21 protein-coding genes are annotated in these 19501 nt (G+C 55.8%); 8 read left to right on the forward strand and 13 right to left on the reverse strand.

What is annotated here, in order from left to right:
• Positions 1 to 89 precede the first annotated feature (89 nt).
• Positions 90 to 1538 (reverse strand): tRNA uracil 4-sulfurtransferase ThiI, encoded by a 1449-nt coding sequence (gene thiI / locus ACOTYH_RS05390; RefSeq protein ID WP_006809903.1) that lies wholly within the window; start codon positions 1536 to 1538, stop codon positions 90 to 92.
• A 178-nt stretch (positions 1539 to 1716) separates the two neighbouring features.
• Between thiI and xseB the strand changes: the two genes are divergently transcribed.
• The 4 genes from xseB (at position 1717) to ACOTYH_RS05410 (ending at position 5783) form a co-directional block, all read left to right on the forward strand.
• On the forward strand, positions 1717 to 1959 hold the full coding sequence (xseB, locus tag ACOTYH_RS05395) for an exodeoxyribonuclease VII small subunit (RefSeq protein WP_003859094.1): 243 nt from the start codon (positions 1717 to 1719) through the stop codon (positions 1957 to 1959).
• Positions 1960 to 2859 (forward strand): (2E,6E)-farnesyl diphosphate synthase, encoded by a 900-nt coding sequence (gene ispA, locus ACOTYH_RS05400; protein ID WP_017383172.1) that lies wholly within the window; start codon positions 1960 to 1962, stop codon positions 2857 to 2859. It begins immediately after the preceding gene.
• A gap of 24 nt (positions 2860 to 2883) precedes the next feature.
• Entirely contained in the window at positions 2884 to 4746 is a 1863-nt protein-coding gene (gene dxs / locus ACOTYH_RS05405) for a 1-deoxy-D-xylulose-5-phosphate synthase (protein WP_015571294.1), read from the forward strand.
• 62 nt (positions 4747 to 4808) lie between these two features.
• The gene (locus ACOTYH_RS05410; RefSeq protein WP_421637594.1) at positions 4809 to 5783 is read left to right on the forward strand and encodes an aldo/keto reductase; all 975 of its coding nucleotides are present in this window, start codon (positions 4809 to 4811) and stop codon (positions 5781 to 5783) included.
• A 90-nt stretch (positions 5784 to 5873) separates the two neighbouring features.
• Here ACOTYH_RS05410 and thiL read toward each other — a convergent pair whose 3' ends face one another.
• The 5 genes from thiL to nrdR all read right to left on the reverse strand — a co-directional run bounded on the left by thiL (position 5874) and on the right by nrdR (position 9480).
• On the reverse strand, positions 5874 to 6845 hold the full coding sequence (gene thiL, locus ACOTYH_RS05415) for a thiamine-phosphate kinase (protein ID WP_421637595.1): 972 nt from the start codon (positions 6843 to 6845) through the stop codon (positions 5874 to 5876).
• 78 nt (positions 6846 to 6923) lie between these two features.
• Positions 6924 to 7343 (reverse strand): transcription antitermination factor NusB, encoded by a 420-nt coding sequence (gene nusB / locus ACOTYH_RS05420; RefSeq protein WP_006809908.1) that lies wholly within the window; start codon positions 7341 to 7343, stop codon positions 6924 to 6926.
• A gap of 21 nt (positions 7344 to 7364) precedes the next feature.
• Positions 7365 to 7835 (reverse strand): 6,7-dimethyl-8-ribityllumazine synthase, encoded by a 471-nt coding sequence (gene ribE / locus ACOTYH_RS05425; protein WP_003859098.1) that lies wholly within the window; start codon positions 7833 to 7835, stop codon positions 7365 to 7367.
• 87 nt (positions 7836 to 7922) lie between these two features.
• The gene (gene ribD, locus ACOTYH_RS05430; protein ID WP_017383169.1) at positions 7923 to 9026 is read right to left on the reverse strand and encodes a bifunctional diaminohydroxyphosphoribosylaminopyrimidine deaminase/5-amino-6-(5-phosphoribosylamino)uracil reductase RibD; all 1104 of its coding nucleotides are present in this window, start codon (positions 9024 to 9026) and stop codon (positions 7923 to 7925) included.
• A gap of 4 nt (positions 9027 to 9030) precedes the next feature.
• Entirely contained in the window at positions 9031 to 9480 is a 450-nt protein-coding gene (nrdR, locus tag ACOTYH_RS05435; protein ID WP_003859099.1) for a transcriptional regulator NrdR, read from the reverse strand.
• Positions 9481 to 9632: 152 nt separating this feature from the next.
• Between nrdR and ACOTYH_RS05440 the strand changes: the two genes are divergently transcribed.
• Positions 9633 to 10172, forward strand: coding sequence for a DUF3251 domain-containing protein (locus ACOTYH_RS05440; protein ID WP_032649957.1), 540 nt, complete (start codon positions 9633 to 9635; stop codon positions 10170 to 10172).
• A gap of 268 nt (positions 10173 to 10440) precedes the next feature.
• Positions 10441 to 11325 carry a nucleoside-specific channel-forming protein Tsx gene (locus tag ACOTYH_RS05445; protein WP_026080602.1) on the forward strand — a complete coding sequence of 295 codons (885 nt, stop codon included), beginning with the start codon at positions 10441 to 10443 and terminating at the stop codon, positions 11323 to 11325.
• 87 nt (positions 11326 to 11412) lie between these two features.
• On the opposite strand, the gene ACOTYH_RS05450 is transcribed toward ACOTYH_RS05445, so the two are convergent.
• The 7 genes from ACOTYH_RS05450 to queA all read right to left on the reverse strand — a co-directional run bounded on the left by ACOTYH_RS05450 (position 11413) and on the right by queA (position 18071).
• Positions 11413 to 12093 (reverse strand): helix-turn-helix transcriptional regulator, encoded by a 681-nt coding sequence (locus tag ACOTYH_RS05450; RefSeq protein ID WP_421637596.1) that lies wholly within the window; start codon positions 12091 to 12093, stop codon positions 11413 to 11415.
• A gap of 10 nt (positions 12094 to 12103) precedes the next feature.
• Complete coding sequence (locus ACOTYH_RS05455; protein WP_045338283.1) at positions 12104 to 12469, reverse strand: VOC family protein; 366 nt, start codon at positions 12467 to 12469, stop codon at positions 12104 to 12106.
• A 138-nt stretch (positions 12470 to 12607) separates the two neighbouring features.
• Positions 12608 to 13579: a protein translocase subunit SecF gene (secF, locus tag ACOTYH_RS05460; protein ID WP_003859105.1), complete on the reverse strand. Its 972-nt coding sequence runs from the start codon at positions 13577 to 13579 to the stop codon at positions 12608 to 12610.
• A 10-nt stretch (positions 13580 to 13589) separates the two neighbouring features.
• Positions 13590 to 15437, reverse strand: a complete 1848-nt coding sequence (gene secD, locus ACOTYH_RS05465) for a protein translocase subunit SecD (protein WP_017383164.1) — start codon at positions 15435 to 15437, stop codon at positions 13590 to 13592.
• A gap of 27 nt (positions 15438 to 15464) precedes the next feature.
• The gene (yajC, locus tag ACOTYH_RS05470; RefSeq protein ID WP_003859109.1) at positions 15465 to 15797 is read right to left on the reverse strand and encodes a preprotein translocase subunit YajC; all 333 of its coding nucleotides are present in this window, start codon (positions 15795 to 15797) and stop codon (positions 15465 to 15467) included.
• Between the two features lie 22 nt (positions 15798 to 15819).
• The gene (gene tgt, locus ACOTYH_RS05475; protein ID WP_015571303.1) at positions 15820 to 16947 is read right to left on the reverse strand and encodes a tRNA guanosine(34) transglycosylase Tgt; all 1128 of its coding nucleotides are present in this window, start codon (positions 16945 to 16947) and stop codon (positions 15820 to 15822) included.
• A gap of 53 nt (positions 16948 to 17000) precedes the next feature.
• Positions 17001 to 18071 carry a tRNA preQ1(34) S-adenosylmethionine ribosyltransferase-isomerase QueA gene (gene queA, locus ACOTYH_RS05480; protein WP_017694427.1) on the reverse strand — a complete coding sequence of 357 codons (1071 nt, stop codon included), beginning with the start codon at positions 18069 to 18071 and terminating at the stop codon, positions 17001 to 17003.
• Positions 18072 to 18163: 92 nt separating this feature from the next.
• Here queA and acpH point away from each other — a divergent pair, with 92 nt between their 5' ends.
• Together acpH and ACOTYH_RS05490 are read left to right on the forward strand one after the other, a co-directional pair.
• Complete coding sequence (gene acpH / locus ACOTYH_RS05485) at positions 18164 to 18745, forward strand: ACP phosphodiesterase (RefSeq protein WP_257437967.1); 582 nt, start codon at positions 18164 to 18166, stop codon at positions 18743 to 18745.
• 127 nt (positions 18746 to 18872) lie between these two features.
• The gene (locus ACOTYH_RS05490) at positions 18873 to 19475 is read left to right on the forward strand and encodes a peroxiredoxin C (RefSeq protein ID WP_003859113.1); all 603 of its coding nucleotides are present in this window, start codon (positions 18873 to 18875) and stop codon (positions 19473 to 19475) included.
• The last annotated feature ends 26 nt before the right edge of the window (positions 19476 to 19501 follow it).

Genomic DNA, 19501 nt, shown 5'->3' on the forward strand with positions numbered 1-19501 from the left:
AAAAAAAGCCGGGTGGCGGCTACGCCTTACCCGGCCTACAAATGCACGGTACCGTAGGCCCGGTAAGCGAAGCGCCACCGGGCGAGAAACTACGGGCGATACACCTTCACGTTCGCAAAGCCCTGCTCACGCAGATACAGCGCCTGCAAACGGCTCATGACCCCACGTTCGCACCACAGCAGATACGTTTTGCTCTGGTCGAGATCGCCAAACTGGGTGCTCAGCTTGTAGAACGGCAGCGAAACCACCTCGACGCCTTCCACCTGCAACGGCTTGTCATCCTGCTCATCAACAGAACGGATATCCAGAATCGTATCGTTAGCACCGAAGCCGCTGACCGTCTCCACCTCAACCACTTCCTGCTCGGTCTGCTGAGCGATCTCACGGATATCGATGTTGGACGCTTCCGCCACCACTTTTTCCAGGATGCTGAAATCGAAGTTCTCTTCTTCCGCTTCGATCTTCGCCTTCACCGCTTTGATGGTTGGACTTTTTGAGATCACACCGCAATATTCCGGCATGGTGCGGGCAAAATCTTCAGTACCTATTTTACGCGCCAGATCGATGATGTGCTCTTTATCGTGAGAGATCAGCGGACGCAGGATCAGCGTATCAGACACGTTATCGATAAGACGCAGGTTAGTCAGCGTCTGGCTGGAGACCTGCCCCAGCGCTTCACCGGTGACCAGCGCCTGCACGCCGTAGCGCTCAGCCACTTTGGACGCCGCACGCACCATCATACGCTTCAGCACCACGCCCATCTGGCCGTCGTCCACTTTTTCGAGGATTTCGCCGACCACCGGCTCAAAGTTGATCGCCACAAAACGCACGCGGTGAGAGCTGCCGAAGCGGTTCCACAGGTAATGCGCCACCTGACGTACGCCGATTTCATGCGCCGCGCCGCCCAGGTTAAAGAAGCAGTAGTGCACGCGGCAGCCGCGACGCATCAGCATATAGCTGGACACGCCGGAGTCGAAACCACCGGAGATCAGCGACAGCACATCTTCCTGAGTGCCGATAGGGAAACCGCCAATACCTTCGTAACGGCCCTTGACCAGCAGCAGGCGATCGTTTTCGATCTCAAGATTAACGGTGACGTCCGGGTTAGTCAGGCGCACGCGCGCCGTTTCAACGTGCTGGTTCAGACCACCACCGACGTAGCGCTCAACCTCAATAGAGCTAAACTCATGCTTACCCCGGCGCTTCACGCGCACGCAGAACGTTTTCCCTTCGATCTGGTCGCGGTACTGCACCAACGCCTTTTCGAAGATATCGTGCATATCGGTGAAGGGAACGTCTTCCACTTCCAGAATATGGTGAATACCCGGGATACGGGTCAGCGCGTCGCGAATATCAAGACGTTTGTTTTCGTCTTTCGCGCGGACTTCTACATGGTCCCAGTGACGCACCACGGCGAGCGTTTCGTCGTAGTGTTTTAATACGTTACGAATGTTCCCGGTGAGAATTTTAATAAAGCGCAAACGCACGGATTGGCTTTTGATAGTGATTTCAGGGAACAATTTAATGATAAACTTCATGGCGGCAATGTTTCTTAGGCAAGCTTATAAAGGCTTGTAGTGGAAAATGATACAGCAGCCCACACCCGTGGCTGCATCCAGGCGCGCAAGTATACCACCATCGCGCCACTCGCGTTATTTGATAATTGCCCCGAGTCCGTTACCATGTCAGGGCGAAAAATTTAAGAGTCAATTCACTATGCCGAAGAAAAACGACGCACCGGCCAGTTTCGAAACTGCGCTGAGTGAACTGGAGCAGATCGTTACCCGTCTTGAGAGTGGCGATCTCCCGCTGGAAGACGCGCTCAACGAATTTGAACGCGGCGTGCAGCTCGCGCGCCAGGGGCAGGTAAAACTCCAGCAGGCCGAGCAGCGTGTGCAGATCCTGCTTTCCGACAGCGAAGACGCTAAAACCACGCCATTCACACCGGACGCCGAGTAAATGGATTTTTCCAACGCGCTTCAGGCGCGCGTCATCCGCGCCAACGATGCGCTGCGCCGATTCATTGAGCCGCAGCCTTTTCAGAACACTCCACTGGTTGAAGCCATGCACTATGGCGCACTCTTGGGGGGTAAACGCCTGCGTCCGTTCCTGGTGTATGCCACGGGCAATATGTTCGGTATCAGCGATAACACGCTGGACGCCCCGGCAGCCGCCGTGGAGTGTATCCACGCCTATTCGCTGATCCACGATGATTTGCCGGCCATGGACGATGACGATTTGCGTCGCGGTCAGCCAACCTGCCATATCAAATTTGGCGAAGCGAATGCCATTCTGGCGGGGGATGCGCTGCAAACCCTGGCCTTCTCCATTCTGAGCGATGCGCCGATGGTTGAGGTGAGCGATCGCGATCGTCTGGCAATGGTGTCCGAACTGGCAATGGCCAGCGGCGTCGCCGGGATGTGCGGCGGCCAGGCGCTGGATTTAGAGGCTGAAGGGCGTCAGGTTACTCTGGAACAGCTGGAGCGCATCCACCGTCACAAAACGGGCGCACTGATTCGTGCAGCCGTTCGCCTGGGCGCGCTGAGCGCGGGTGAACGCGGGCGTAAAGCCCTGCCGGTTCTGGACAGATACGCAGAAAGTATCGGTCTGGCATTCCAGGTTCAGGATGACATTCTGGATGTGGTGGGCGATACTGCAACATTGGGAAAACGTCAGGGTGCGGATCAGCAGCTTGGCAAAAGTACCTACCCCGCCCTGTTGGGCCTTGAGCATGCCCAACGTAAAGCCCGGGATCTGATAGACGATGCCCGCCGGTCGCTGAATGAGCTGGCCGCGCAATCGCTGGATACCTCGGCACTGGAAGCGCTAGCGGACTACATAATCCAGCGTGATAAATAAACTATAAATCTCGATGAGCCTTTGATGAGTTTTGATATTGCCAAATACCCGACACTGGCGTTAGTTGACTCCACTCAGGAGTTACGTCTGTTGCCGAAAGAGAGTCTGCCGAAGCTGTGTGACGAGCTGCGTCGCTACCTGCTCGACAGCGTTAGCCGCTCCAGCGGCCACTTCGCCTCCGGACTTGGCACGGTTGAGCTGACCGTGGCGTTGCATTACGTCTATAACACGCCGTTCGATCAGCTGATCTGGGATGTAGGCCACCAGGCCTATCCGCACAAAATTCTGACCGGACGTCGCGATAAAATTGGCACCATTCGCCAGAAAGGGGGCCTGCACCCGTTCCCGTGGCGCGGCGAGAGTGAATATGATGTGTTAAGCGTCGGCCACTCTTCCACCTCCATTTCTGCGGGCATTGGTATTGCCGTTGCCGCCGAAAAAGAGAATAAACAACGCCGCACCGTCTGCGTGATTGGCGACGGGGCGATCACCGCCGGGATGGCCTTTGAGGCCATGAACCACGCGGGCGATATCAAACCAGACATGCTGGTGATCCTCAACGATAACGAAATGTCGATCTCCGAGAACGTCGGCGCGCTGAATAACCATCTGGCGCAGCTGCTGTCCGGCAAGCTTTACTCCTCACTGCGTGAAGGTGGTAAAAAAGTCTTCTCCGGCGTACCGCCGATTAAAGAGCTGCTTAAGCGTACCGAAGAACACATCAAAGGCATGGTCGTGCCGGGTACGCTGTTCGAAGAGCTGGGCTTTAACTATATTGGCCCGGTGGACGGCCACGATGTGCTGGGCCTGGTGACGACGCTTAAAAACATGCGCGACCTGAAAGGCCCGCAGTTCCTGCATATCATGACCAAAAAAGGGCGTGGTTACGAACCGGCGGAAAAAGATCCGATCACCTTCCACGCGGTGCCTAAGTTCGACCATACCAGCGGCTGCCTGCCGAAAAGCAGCGGCGGGATGCCGAGCTACTCAAAAATCTTTGGCGACTGGCTGTGCGAAACGGCGGCGAAAGACAACATGCTGATGGCGGTGACGCCTGCCATGCGTGAAGGCTCCGGCATGGTGGAGTTTTCCAAAAAATACCCGGACCAGTATTTCGACGTGGCTATCGCCGAGCAGCACGCGGTAACCTTTGCTGCGGGCCTGGCGATTGGCGGCTACAAACCGGTGGTAGCGATCTACTCTACCTTCCTGCAACGCGCCTACGATCAGGTTATCCATGACGTTGCCATCCAGAAGCTGCCGGTGCTGTTTGCTATCGATCGCGCGGGCATTGTGGGGGCTGATGGCCAGACGCACCAGGGCGCGTTTGATCTCTCCTTCCTGCGCTGCATCCCTGATATGGTGATCATGACGCCAAGCGACGAAAACGAGTGTCGTCAGATGCTGTATACCGGTTACCACTATCAGGACGGCCCCTGCGCGGTACGTTATCCGCGCGGTAATGCCCTTGGCGTTGAATTACAGCCGCTGGAAAAACTGGATATCGGTAAAGGTCTGGTGAAACGCCGTGGTGAAAAAGTGGCGATCCTGAACTTTGGTACGTTGATGCCGGAAGCGGCAAAAGTCGCTGAAAACCTGAATGCGACGCTGGTCGATATGCGCTTCGTGAAGCCGCTCGATGAATCTCTGATTCTGAGCATGGCGGAAAGCCATGACGTTCTGGTCACGCTGGAAGAGAACGCCATCATGGGTGGAGCGGGTAGCGGCGTGAACGAAGTGCTTATGGCGAACCGTAAAGCCGTTCCGGTGCTTAATCTCGGCCTCCCTGACCACTTCATCCCGCAAGGCACCCAGGATGAGGCGCGCGCCGACATTGGTCTGGACGCCGCCGGTATCGAAGCTAAAATCCGCACCTGGCTGGCCTGATCCCTCCCCTTTTCTGCTCCTGCTATGCTTAAACGTATTGTTTAAACAGCAGGAGCGGAACCATGCAATACACGACATTAGGAAAAACGGACCTTAAGGTGTCCCGGCTTTGCCTGGGATGCATGACGTTTGGCGAGCCTGACCGGGGAAATCATGCCTGGACGCTGCCGGAAGAGAGCAGCCGCCCTATCATCAAGCGCGCCATTGACGGCGGTATCAACTTCTTCGATACCGCCAACAGCTACTCAGACGGCAGCAGCGAAGAGATTGTGGGCCGCGCCCTGCGAGATTTTGCCCGTCGTGATGACGTTGTGGTCGCCACTAAGGTGTACTACCCGTCAGGCGATCTGGCGGAAGGCCTTTCTCACGCGCAGATCCTGCGTTCCATTGATGACAGCCTCAGACGCCTGAACATGGATTACGTCGACCTGCTGCAAATCCACCGCTGGGATTACAACACCCCGATCGAAGAGACGCTTGAAGCGTTAAACGACGTTGTGAAAGCCGGTAAAGCGCGCTACATCGGCGCATCGTCCATGCATGCCTCACAGTTTGCCCAGGCGCTCGATCTCCAGGCGCAGCACGGCTGGGCGCGCTTTGTCACTATGCAGGATCACTACAACCTGATTTACCGGGAAGAAGAGCGCGAGATGCTGCCGCTCTGCTACCAGGAAGGCGTGGCGGTGATCCCGTGGAGCCCGCTGGCGCGCGGAAGGTTAACCCGTCCGTGGGGGGAAACTACCGCCCGGCTGGTATCGGATGAAGTGGGTAAAAACCTGTATGACGATACAGAAGCCAGCGATGCGTTAATTGCCGAACGCTTAGCCGGGATCGCCGACGATATCGGTGCAACGCGCGCGCAGGTGGCGCTGGCGTGGCTGCTGAGCAAGCGCGGTGTCGCCGCGCCGATTGTGGGCACGTCGCGGGAAGAACAGCTGGATGAGTTGTTGAGTGCGGTGGACTTATCGTTGACGCCGGAGCAGATTGCCGAGCTGGAGACGCCGTATCAGCAGCATCCGGTGGTAGGGTTTAAATAAACACTTGCCGGGTGGCGCTGCGCTTACCCGGCCTACAAATAAAGTGCGATCGTAGGCCGGGTAAGGCGAAGCCGCCACCCGGCAAAACACTCACCCAAAGTGATCGTACCCTTTCCAGTCAAGCGTAACCGGGGCGCCGTCGCGGACAAACAGCAACCCTTCACTTTCCGGCATCACCTGCCCGATGCAGGTAAATTTCGCCCCCAGATGCGCTAGCGCCACATCCAGCGTCCCGCGATTCAGCTCAGGCACGGTGAAGCACAGCTCATAGTCTTCTCCACCGGATAACGCCCAGCGCAGCGCCTGTTCAGGTTCGACATGGCGAAGCAGTTGCTCCGACAGCGGGAACAGATCCAGGTCAACGCGTGCGCCCACGCCGCTGGCCTTCAGGATATGGCCGAGATCGGAGATCAGCCCGTCAGACAAATCGATAGCCGAACTGGCCCGCTCGCGCAGCGCCTGACCGTGCAGAATACGCGGCATTGGCCGCAGATGGCGCTTCACCAGATACGCCGCATCGTCAGCCTCTTCAACCGTTAAACGGTTCTGAAGGATCGCCAGCCCTGCCGCGCTGTCGCCCGGCGTACCGGTCACGTAGATCCAGTCGCCTGGTTTTGCACCCGAGCGCTTCAGCGCGCGCCCGGCAGGCACATAGCCGTGGATTGCCAGGGTCATGGACAGCGGACCGGCGGTGGTATCACCGCCAATCAGCTGCATATCGTAATAATTCAGCTGTTCAAACAGGGCATCGCTGAAGGCTTCAAGCCAGGCTTCATCCACCTCCGGCAGGGTCAGAGCCAGCGTCAGCCAGGCCGGGTCGGCGCCCATTGCCGCCAGATCGCTGACGTTCACCGCCAGCGCTTTATACGCCAGATCGGCAGGATCGATATCCGGCAGGAAATGACGCCCACACACTAAGGTGTCGGTGCTGATTGCCAGCGTCTGTTTTTCGGGAATATTGAGAAGTGCGCAGTCATCGCCAATGCCGGTTTCAACATCAAGACGAGAGGTTCTGACACGGTCGAAATAACGGGCAATCAGGGAGAATTCGCCGCATGCCATACGTTATGCCTCAGCAAATTAAATAAAAAAACCGGAGCCGCACTGCCAAAAAGGCAATGCAAGACTCCGGTTTGCGGATCACTTTTTGTGGGGACGGATCGCAGGTGCGGCTTTATCCAGCACGCCGTTAACAAACTTGTGGCTGTCTTCAGCGCCGAAGGTTTTCGCCAGTTCGATCGCTTCGTTGATGGCCACTTTGTACGGCACATCATCACGTTTAGACAGCTCAAACAGCGCGATACGCAACACTGCTTTTTCGACCTGGCCCAGCTCTTCGAGCAGACGGGACAGGTATGGCTTCATCAGACCATCGAGATACGCGCTATTAGTCGCCACTCCCGACAGCAGTTCACGGAAGTACAGAACGTCAACGTCTTTCACGTCCTGTTCTGACAGGAACTGGTATTCAACATCAGCGATGTCGTTCTGGGACAACTGCCAGGAGTAAAGTGCCTGGACGGCACATTCACGGGCGCGGCGACGAGCAGCAGGTTTCACGGAATTCCCCTTACAAAAAAATCAGGCCTTGATGGCTTTCAATACATTGATCATTTCAAGCGCGGTCAGTGCAGCTTCTGCACCTTTGTTACCGGCTTTAGTGCCAGCACGTTCGATGGCTTGTTCAATACTTTCGGTGGTCAGCACGCCGAACGCGACAGGGATTTCAGCATCCTGTGCAACGTGTGCCAGACCGTTGCTTGCACCGCCCGCAACGTATTCGAAGTGCGCAGTGCCGCCACGAATAACGGTACCCAGCGCAATCACCGCGTCGTATTTACCGGTTTTCGCCAGCGCGCCCGCTGCCAGTGGCAGTTCGTAAGCACCTGGTACCCAAACGACGGTAATGTTGTCATCTTTAACCTGGCCGATACGTTTCAGGGCGTCAACCGCACCTTCCAGCAGGCTATCGTTGATGAAGTTGTTGAAACGCGCAATGGTGATGGCGACGCGAGCGTCCGGGGTAGCTACAGCAGCTTCAATAATGTTCATACTCTTCCTTTACGGGTTCATTTGGCCCCGCAGGGGGGCGGATTTTATCATAATACTTTGCGCACTGCTTCCCTATTTCAGGAGCAATTACGCTGTCGTTAAATGGAGGCAGACATCCGGACCTACCGGACGAATCTCGCTGAATGAGAGTTGCGGCGCATCGGCCAGTTTTTCAAGGCCGGGCAGCACAAACAGGCCGCGCGCGTCATTACCTAACAGTTTAGGCGCAACGTAGACGAGAAGCTCATCCACCAGCCCCGCCTGAAGCAGTGCGCCGGCGAGCGTCGGGCCAGCTTCAACCCAGATGCTGTTGACCTGCTGTTTGCCGAGCAACATCATCAGCACCACGAGATCGAGATGCCCGTTATGTTCCGGCACCATAATGCTGCGCACGCCTTCCGGCCACTCGCGCGTATCTTCTTTGGTGCGGGCAATCCAGGTTTCACCCGGCTGCTGCACGATGCGGTGCTCCGGCGTCACGCGGTTCTGGCTATCAACAATAATGCGCAGCGGCTGACGCAGGTTCTCCTGCGGATAGAGCGCCTGCGTATCCGCATTCAGCTCTTCCCAGCGCACGGTCATGGCCGGATCGTCGGCCAGTACCGTTTCACTGCTGGTGAGAATAGCATGGCTTTGCGCGCGCAGACGTTGCACATCGCGCCTTGCCTGCGGCGAGGTGATCCACTGGCTCTCGCCGTTCGCCATCGCCGTGCGGCCATCCAGTGACGCGCCAAGCTTAAGCTGGATAAACGGGAAGCCGGTGCGCATACGCTTCAGGAAGCCTTTGTTGATGTTTTCGGCATCCTGCATCATCAGGCCGTGGCTAACGTCGATGCCTTCCTGTTGCAGACGATACAGCCCGCGGCCCGCCACCTGCGGATTAGGATCCTGCATGGCGGCGACAACGCGCGAGACGCCCGCCGCAATCAGCGCCTCACAGCACGGCGGCGTGCGTCCGTGATGGCTGCATGGCTCCAGCGTCACATAGGCCGTCGCGCCACGCGCTTTCTCACCCGCCATGCGCAGGGCATGCACTTCAGCATGCGGCTCGCCTGCGCGGTAGTGAAAACCTTCCCCCACGATCTCGCCATCTTTAACAATGACGCACCCGACATTGGGGTTAGGGTGAGTGGTAAACCGACCGCGCTGCGCCAGCTTCATGGCGCGCGCCATGTACATCTCATCGTGCATGGGCTTAATCCTGTAAGCGGGCGATCTCTTCGCCAAACTCTTTAATGTCTTCGAAGCTGCGGTAAACGGAGGCAAAGCGGATATAGGCGACTTTATCGAGCTTCTTCAGCTGTTCCATCACCAGATTGCCGATCATTTTGCTCGGCACTTCGCGCTCGCCTAACCCCCGCAGATAAGATTTAATATGGTTTAACGCCATTTCGACGTCATCGGAGCTGACGGGCCGTTTTTCCAGCGCCTTGAGCATCCCGCTACGCAGTTTCTCTTCATTGAACGGTTCGCGCACATCGTTACTTTTTACCACGCGCGGCATTACCAGCTCTGCCACTTCAAAGGTGGTAAAACGCTCGTTGCACACCAGACACTGCCGACGACGACGCACGGAAGACCCTTCGCCTACAAGACGCGAGTCGATGACTTTGGTATCCACAGCGGAGCAAAATGGGCAATGCATACGATGTCCCTGTTATCTGGTTAACTGATTTCTATTTTACCCTGAACTGGCCCGACAACAAAGGAAGAGCTTTTTGAGACAAAGGATCTATGCCTGACGGCACTATCCTGTCTACCATTGCAGCAATCTGTGATTTCAAGGAATTAAACGCAATGACAAGACGTTACCTGAAAATAGTGCTCGTGGGGAGCCTGTTCACGCTCAGCGCCTGCGCACAGCAAAGCGAAGTCCGTGAGATGAAACAAAGCGTGAATACGCTTAACGTGGCGATGGACAAACTTAACAAAGAAACCGTGAAGATCACCCAGCAGAACGCGCTCAATGCCAAATCCAGCAATGGCGTTTATTTATTGCCAGGTGCAAACACGCCCGCGCGTCTGAACAGCCAGATTGGCACGCTAAAGATGTCTGTGGTGAATGTTGCAGCGAATGCCGATGGTACTCGCGCAACATTACGCATTCAGGGTGAGTCCAACGATCCGCTTCCCGCGTTCAGCGGCACCGTAGAGTGGGGCCAGATTCAGGGCACCACGGAGAGCTATCAGGAAGTGAACGTGAAGAATCAGCTCTTCACCGCCCCCGCCAGCACGCTGGCGCCGAGCGATGTTGATATCCCGCTCCAGCTGAGCGGACTGACCCCAGAACAGCTGGGCTTTATCCGTATTCACGACATTCAACCCGCCGCGCAATAACCCGCCCTTCTAGCGGAGTGAAATGTCACTCCGCTAACATTTACATTTCGTATGGATTGGCAACATAAATGATTGCCGCTACAATCCCGCCCGTCTAAAGTACGCAAACGTGAACGCAATCGATTACGTATGTGAGAGATATGTGAAACAACACATATTTTTGTGAGCAAGGATTCCTATAATAGGCTCCGCAGAAATACGAAATATTTAGAAACGCAATTCGCGCATTTTTCACTCCCGGAAGGGAATTTCAATCAGTGGCATGATTATGAAAAAAACATTACTCGCAGCCGGTGCAGTTCTGGCACTCTCCACCTCTTTCACTGTTAACGCAGCGGAAAACGACAAACCACAATACCTCTCCGACTGGTGGCATCAGAGCGTTAACGTTGTAGGCAGCTACCATACCCGTTTCGGACCGCAGATCCGTAACGATACCTACCTCGAGTACGAAGCATTCGCTAAAAAAGACTGGTTTGATTTCTATGGCTACATGGACGCACCGGTATTCTTCGGCGGTAACACCGACGCGAAAGGTATCTGGAACCACGGTTCCCCACTGTTCATGGAGATCGAACCCCGCTTCTCCATTGATAAACTGACCGGTACCAGTCTGGCGTTTGGTCCGTTCAAAGAGTGGTATTTCGCAAACAACTACATCTACGACATGGGTCGCAACAAGTCCGGTCGCCAGAGCACCTGGTACATGGGTCTGGGTACAGACATTGAGACTGGCCTGCCGATGAGCCTGTCCATGAACGTCTACGCAAAATACCAGTGGCAGAACTACGGCGCCGCGAACGAGAACGAGTGGGACGGCTACCGTTTCAAAGTGAAATACTTCGTGCCAATTACCCAACTGTGGGGCGGCAACCTGAGCTATATCGGCTTCACCAACTTTGACTGGGGTTCAGACCTGGGCGATAACGATTTCCGCGACCTGAACGGCAGAAAAGCGCGCACTAACGACTCCATCGCGTCCAGCCACATCCTGGCGCTGAACTACGATCACTGGCACTACTCTGTTGTTGCGCGTTACTGGCACAACGGTGGCCAGTGGAACGACGACGCCAGCCTGAACTTTGGCAACGGCGACTTCAGCGTTCGCTCTACCGGTTGGGGTGGTTACCTGGTCGTGGGTTACAACTTCTAATCAGTGCGGATTCCGCCCGGTGGCGCTACGCTTACCGGGCCTACGATCCGAATGTAGGCCGGGTAAGGCGTAGCCGCCCCCGGCTTTTTACTGCCTCACCTTGCGCAAAAAATCTGCCAATGACCTGTCCGCACTTTCGCTAAACCGCCTCTCCGTCTGCACAATATTGAGGCATCGGTCGAGCCGGAAACAGCGATAGTCATCGCGCCGTTCACACCACGCCGCCAGCAGCCAGCGCTCTCCCCAGAAGAACAAGCCCAGCGGCTGAACCTCGCGCTTTGAGAGCTGCCCAGCCTCATCACGATAATGCAGTGCCAGCACGCGCTGGGCGGAAATCGCCTGATGGATCACGTCGAAACCACTACGGGAATGGGGCTGAAGGGCAATATCCGGCGCGTAAATCCGCGTCTGCTCCGCCTTGCGTCGGCTCTCTTCTGGCAGGATCGCCAGCACTTTTTCCTGGGCCGACTCCAGCTCGCGCGACAGCGATTCCCCGCCCCAGGTTTTGAGCAGGCGAATGGCCACCATCAGCGCCTCGGACTCTTTGTTGGTCAGCATCAGCGGGGGTAAATCAAAACCCGACATCAGCCGATATCCGCTTCCCGCCTCGCCTTCCACCGTCACGCCGGAAAGCGACAGGTCGCGGATATCGCGGTACACCGTGCGCTCGGACACGCCAAGCCTTTCCGCCAGATGCGCTGCCGTTGTCAGACGCCTGCCCCGAAGGATCTGCACAATCTGGAACAAACGGTCAGCGCGTCGGGTCATCGGTTTACTCTCATACCGGTTGATGGAGGCCGACGCGATTACCTTCGCTGTCGGTAAACAGGGCTATAGTGCCAATGCCTTGCGGCAGTTCCAGCGGGCCAAACACGCACTCACCGCCCGCAGAAGCAATACGATCGAGCGTGGCCGCCAGATTGTCAGTATGCAGGTAAATAATAGCGCCCTGCGAAGACGGTGTAACGCCGTCAAATTTCGCCAGCGCGCCGCCGGTGGCCGGATCCTGGTGCGGGAAAATCGCCAGATCAGCCACGTCCATCTTCTCGCGCCGCAGCGCGACCTGCATCACCGACTCATAAAATTTGATGGCGCGATCCATATCGGCGACCGGAATTTCAAACCAGTTAATAACACTTTTCATACGTCCTCCTGCCTGCTGTTAGGGTTCAGAAGGAGTCTACGACAGGGCTCCTGACAGCATACTGTCAGGAGTGTTTGTGAGATGCAGACAAAAAAAATCCCGGCCAACAGGCCGGGATTTCGATACTACATAAGACTCTTACGGCAGAATGGACGGCTGATCCGCCCCTTCTTTCTCGACTTTCTGCTGGATCAGATGCTCGCGCTTCATGCCCAGCTTCAGCGCCAGTGCGGACGCGACGTAGATAGACGAGGCCGTACCGATAGACACACCGATCAGCATGGTCAGCGAGAAGCCTTCCAGCACCGGGCCACCGAACAGGAACAGCATCAGGATCACCATCAGGGTGGTGCCGGAGGTGATCAACGTACGGTGCAACGTCTGGGTCAACGACACGTTAAAGATTTCGTACGGCGTGCCGCGACGGATCTTACGGAAGTTTTCACGAATACGGTCAGATACCACGATACTGTCGTTCAGTGAGTAACCGATAACGGACATCAGGGATGCCACAATCGTCAGGTCAATCTCAATGTGGAACAGAGACAGTATGCCCATGGTGATCACCACGTCGTGCGCCAGGGCGATAACCACGCCTGCCGCCAGTCGCCACTCAAAGCGGAAACCGACGTAAATCAGGATCGAGATCAGCGCCACCAGCAGCGCCATCGCACCGGTCTGCGCCAGGTCAGCACCAACGCTCGGGCCGACAAACTCAATACGCTTAACCGTTGCATCCTGGCTGGTCGTTTCGTTAATAACCTGGACGACCTTGCTGCCCAGCTCCTGGCTGCCGTTGGCATCGTGTACCGGCGGCATACGCACCATGATGTCGCGGCTGCTGCCGAAGTTCTGTAGCAGCGGCTCTTCAAAGCCCGCTTTTTGCAGAGACTCACGCATCTGGTCCATATCGACCGGTTTTTCCAGGGTAATTTCGATCACCGTACCACCGGTGAAATCCAGACCCCAGTTAAAGCCTTTCACGCCCATAATGACGATGGACAAGATCAGCAGAAAACCTGAAATGCCGAAGGCCCAGTAGTCCCAGCGCATAAAGTCCCAGACTTTACGGCCGTGGTTCAATTGTTCAACAGTATATTCCTGTGCCACAACGCACTCCTCAGATAGACAGCTTTTTGACGCGCTTGCCGCCGTACAGCAGGTTCACGATGGCACGGGTGCCGACAATAGCGGTAAACATCGACGTTGCGACACCGATACCGGTAGTAATCGCAAAGCCTTTGATCGCGCCAGTACCCACTGCATACAGGATAAGAACCTTAATCAGTGTTGTTACGTTCGCATCGAAGATGGAGCTGAACGCCCCTTTGTAGCCTTCTTCGATCGCCTGCTGTACAGAACGACCGTTGCTCAGCTCTTCTTTGATACGTTCGTTTATCAGTACGTTGGCGTCGACCGCCACCGCAAGGGTTAGAACGATACCCGCAATCCCCGGCATGGTCAGCGTCGCCCCCGGCAGCAGGGACATGATACCGATGATCAGCACCAGGTTGGCAATCAGCGCGGAGGTCGCAATCAGGCCGAACTTTTTATAGAAGAAGATCATGAAGATGATGGACACCGCCAGACCGGCCAGACACGCTTCCAGACCCTGTTTGATGTTCTGCATACCCAGGGTTGGACCGATGGTACGTTCTTCAACAATCTGAATTGGCGCAATCAGCGCACCGGCACGCAGCAGCAGAGAGAGCTGACGCGCTTCGTTCGGGTTGCTGATACCGGTAATACGGAAGCTGTTACCCAGACGAGACTGGATGTTGGCGATGTTAATCACCTCTTCCTCTTTCACCAGCACGGCACGGCCATTGGCGTCTTTCTTACCGCTGTCTTTGTACTCCACGAACAGGGTCGCCATCGGCTTGCCGATGTTGTCCTTGGTGAAGTTAGACATGATGTTGCCGCCTGCGCTATCCAGCGAGATGTTAACCTGCGGCTGGTTGTACTCATCCTGGCTTGAAGTGGAGTCGGTGATATGGTCACCGGTCAGGATCACGCGTTTGTACAGCACAACAGGCTGGCCTTCGCGGGTCTGTTTCACTTCAGAATCGCCCGGCACACGGCCTGAAGCCGCAGCAGCCTGGTCGACATTGGAGTTAACCAGACGGAACTCCAGGGTCGCCGTCGCGCCCAGAATCTCTTTCGCACGGGCGGTATCCTGGATACCCGGCAGTTCGACCACGATACGGTCAGCACCCTGACGCTGTACCAGTGGCTCAGCCACGCCCAGCTGGTTTACACGGTTACGCAGAATGTTAATGTTCTGCTGAACGGCGTATTCACGTGCTTCACTCAGACGCGCGTCGGTCATTACCGCACGCAGCTGGTTGCTGCCCTGAGAGGTGATCACCAGATCGCGGTGACGCTGAGACAGATACGTCACAGCCTGATCGCGTGCCGCGCTGTCGCGGAACGTGATGCTCAGGCCGTAGTTATCTTCTTTACGTACGGTGGTGTACGGAATGCCCTTATCGCGCAGATCGCTGCGCAGGCTGTCGATATTCTGTTCCTGTAGCTTGCCGAGCGCGGTATCCATATCCACTTCCATCAGGAAGTGAACGCCGCCACGCAGGTCAAGACCCAGTTTCATTGGCTCTGCGTTCAGCGCAGCCAGCCAGCGTGGGGTTGCAGGAGCAAGGTTAAGCGCCACGACATATTTATCACCCAGCACGCCCATCAGCGCTTCACGTGCGCGGAGCTGCGTGTCGGTGGTGTCGAAGCGAGCAAGAATTGCGCCCTCTTCCAGTGCCACAGACTTAGCGGTAATTTTTTCTTCTTGTAACGTTTTCTGGACCTGGATCAGCGTTTGCTCACTGGCGGCGACACCGCGCGCGCCAGTGATTTGAACGGCCGGATCCTCACCATACAGGTTGGGAAGCGCGTACAGCAGGCCGACGATAATCACGACGACCAGCATGATGTACTTCCACAAAGGATAACGGTTTAACACGGCAGTTCCCTTTGGGAAAAGTTGGGATTACAGCGCCTTCATGGTGCCTTTCGGCAGAACGGCAGCTACGAAGTCACGTTTGATAACCACTTCAGTGGTGTCGTTGAGGGCGATAGCAATGTAGCCGTTTTCCGCTACTTTGGTTACGCGACCCACCAGGCCACCATTGGTCAGGACTTCATCGCCCTTCGCGATGGAGTTCATCAGGTTTTTGTGCTCTTTAGTACGCTTCTGCTGTGGACGCAGGATCATGAAGTAGAAGATCAGACCGAACACAACCAGCATCAGAATCAGAGACATCGGGCTGCCCTGCGCTGGTGCACCCGTTGCTGCTACCGCATCAGAAATAAAAAAGCTCATTCAAATTCCCTCATTATTAAAATTAATCAACGTTCAACGGTGGAACATCCCGCCCCTGACGTTGGTAGAAATCGGTCACGAAGCTCTCTAATTTACCCTCTTCGATAGCCTTACGTAAACCAGCCATTAAGCGCTGATAATAACGAAGATTATGAATGGTATTGAGACGCGCCCCCAAAATCTCGTTGCAACGATCGAGATGATGCAGATACGCGCGAGAATAATTGCGACAGGTATAGCAATCGCACTCGGAATCGAGCGGGCTGGTGTCACTCTTATGCTTCGCGTTACGGATTTTCACCACGCCATCGGTAACGAACAGATGACCGTTACGCGCGTTTCGGGTTGGCATAACGCAGTCGAACATATCAATGCCGCGACGTACGCCTTCCACCAGATCTTCTGGTTTACCCACACCCATCAGGTATCGTGGTTTATCCGCCGGGATTTGCGGGCAGACATGCTCCAGAATGCGGTGCATGTCTTCCTTCGGCTCACCCACAGCCAAACCGCCGACAGCGTAGCCATCAAAGCCTATCTCTACCAGACCTTTAACCGAGATATCGCGTAAATCTTCGTAAACGCTGCCCTGAATAATGCCGAACAGCGCATTTTTGTTTTGCAGGGCGTCAAAACGGTCGCGGCTACGCTTCGCCCAACGCAGGGACATCTCCATGGAACGCTTGGCGTAGTCCCAGTCCGCCGGGTATGGCGTACATTCATCGAAGATCATTACGATATCGGAGCCGAGATCGTACTGAATCTCCATGGATTTTTCCGGATCGAGGAAGATTGGATCGCCGTTGATCGGGTTACGGAAGTGTACGCCCTGCTCAGTGATCTTACGGATATCGCCCAGGCTGAAGACCTGGAAACCGCCGGAGTCGGTGAGGATCGGGCCTTTCCACTGCATGAAATCGTGCAGGTCGCCGTGGAGTTTCATAATCTCCTGACCCGGACGCAGCCACAGGTGGAAGGTGTTGCCGAGGATAATCTGTGCGCCAGTGGCTTCAACTTCTTCCGGCGTCATTCCTTTTACGGTGCCGTACGTGCCCACAGGCATAAACGCGGGGGTTTCTACCACGCCGCGATCAAACACCAGACGACCGCGACGCGCGCGGCCATCGGTGGTATCGAGTTCAAATTTCATTTTTTCTCCGACGTCAGAAAAACAGTCCAACGTTGTAATACGGTGCCGCGGACTTATTCCCCGACACGCTCATTCAAAGCCTGCGGATTGTACGTGATAAACATCGCGTCACCGTAGCTAAAAAAGCGATATTTTTGTTCTACCGCAGACTTGTAGGCGTTCATCGTATGCTGATATCCCGCAAACGCGGAAACCAGCATAATCAACGTCGATTCAGGCAGATGGAAGTTGGTCACCAGCGCATCAATGACTTTGTACTGATAGCCCGGGTAGATAAAGATCTGCGTATCGCCAAAGAACGGCTCAATCAGCTCGCTTTTCGCGGCCTGCGCAGCGCTCTCAAGGGAACGTACCGACGTTGTACCGACGGCCACGACGCGATTACCGCGCGCTTTCGCCGCCAGCACCGCATCCACAACCTCCTGTGGCACTTCGGCATACTCAGAGTGCATGATGTGGTCTTCGATGCTGTCCACGCGCACCGGCTGGAAGGTGCCTGCACCAACGTGCAGCGTCACGAACGCCATCTCTACGCCCTTCGCGCGCAGTTTCTCCAGCAGCGGCTCATCAAAGTGCAGGCCCGCCGTTGGCGCCGCCACCGCGCCAGGCTTCTGGCTGTAGACAGTCTGATATAGCTCGCGGTCGGCCTCTTCGTCCGGGCGCTCAATATACGGCGGCAGCGGCATGTGGCCGATGGCGTTGAGGATATCGAGCACCGTGCGCTCGTCGTTGAATTCCACTTCAAATAGCGCATCGTGACGCGCGGTCATGGTCGCTTTGATGCTCTCGTCATCCCCCAGCAGCAGTTCAGCGCCCGGCTTCGGCGCTTTAGAGGCGCGAATATGTGCCAGAATACGTTTATCATCGAGCATACGTTCGACCAGCACCTCAATCTTACCGCCGCTGGCTTTACGGCCAAACAGACGCGCCGGGATCACGCGGGTATTGTTAAAGACCAGCAGATCGCCAGGGTTGAGCTTGTCGAGCAGATCGGTGAAAGTACCGTGCGTCAGCGCGCCCGTTGGCCCGTCCAGTGACAGCAAGCGACAGCTGCTACGCTCAGGCATGGGGTAGTGAGCAATCAGGGATTCAGGTAGTTCAAAGGAGAAATCGGCGACGCGCATGACGTATACTCGTGACTTAAAAACAGGCGGCATAGTCTAGTGCTCACACCCTTTTGCTGCAACAACTAGCCGCCACCGGACAACGAAAACGCATGAATTTTCTCGCTCATCTGCATCTCGCTCATCTCGCGGACAGCTCCCTCTCCGGCAATTTGCTGGCCGATTTTGTACGCGGCAACCCCGTGGAAGCGTACTCCCCTGAGGTTGTCGACGGGATTTTTATGCACCGCCGCATCGACGTGCTGACCGATAACCTGCCGGAAGTGACGGAAGCCAAAGCCTGGTTCCGCCCCGAAACCCGACGCGTGGCGCCGATCACGCTCGACGTCATGTGGGATCATTTCCTGTCGCGCCACTGGTCCCGGCTGTCGCCTGATATGTCGCTGCCTGAGTTTGTGCGCTACGCCCACGCGCAGGTGTCGATCATTTTGCCGGACTCCCCGCCGCGCTTTGTGAATCTGAATAACTATCTCTGGTCTGAACGCTGGCTGGAGCGATACCGCGAGATGGATTTCATTCAGAACGTCCTGAACGGCATGGCGAGCCGTCGACCGCGTCTGGACGCGCTGCGCGACTCATGGCATGACCTGGATGAACATTATGATGCGCTGGAAACCCGCTTCTGGCAGTTCTACCCGCGTATGATGACGCAGGCGAAAAATAAAGAACTGTGAAGTCGGTTCGATTGATAGGTAAAAGCTGGTGGAACGATTGTTACCACCTCTTTGTCTTATTCCCGTACTGCCTCTATACTGGCCCGCGTTGCGTTCCAAATAACCTTAGTATCTACAGGAGAATCATATGGTTCTGGTAACTCGTCCGGCTCCGGATTTTACAGCTGCCGCCGTTCTGGGCAATGGTGAAATCGTTGAAAACTTCAACTTCAAACAGCACACCAACGGTAAAGCGACCGTTCTGTTCTTCTGGCCAATGGACTTCACTTTCGTTTGCCCTTCTGAGCTGATCGCGTTCGACAAACGTTACGAAGAATTCCAGAAGCGTGGCGTGGAAGTGGTTGGCGTCTCCTTCGACTCTGAATTTGTACACAACGCATGGCGTAACACCCCTGTCGAAAACGGCGGCATCGGTGCAGTGAAATACGCGATGGTTGCGGACATCAAACGCGAAATCCAGCAGGCTTACGGTATCGAACATCCGGACGCTGGCGTTGCACTGCGTGGTTCTTTCCTGATCGACGCGAACGGCATCGTTCGTCACCAGGTTGTGAACGATCTGCCGCTGGGTCGTAACATCGACGAAATGCTGCGCATGGTTGACGCGCTCCAGTTCCACGAAGAGCACGGTGAAGTGTGCCCGGCTCAGTGGGAAAAAGGTAAAGAAGGTATGGCGGCTTCCCCAGACGGCGTAGCTAAATACCTGTCTGAGAACGTATCCAGCCTGTAATCGGCACGGTTTACCAAAAAACCCGC

It is taken from the genome of Enterobacter cloacae complex sp. SHL001 (assembly GCF_049236825.1).
Taxonomy (GTDB): Bacteria; Pseudomonadota; Gammaproteobacteria; order Enterobacterales; family Enterobacteriaceae; genus Enterobacter; species Enterobacter hormaechei_C.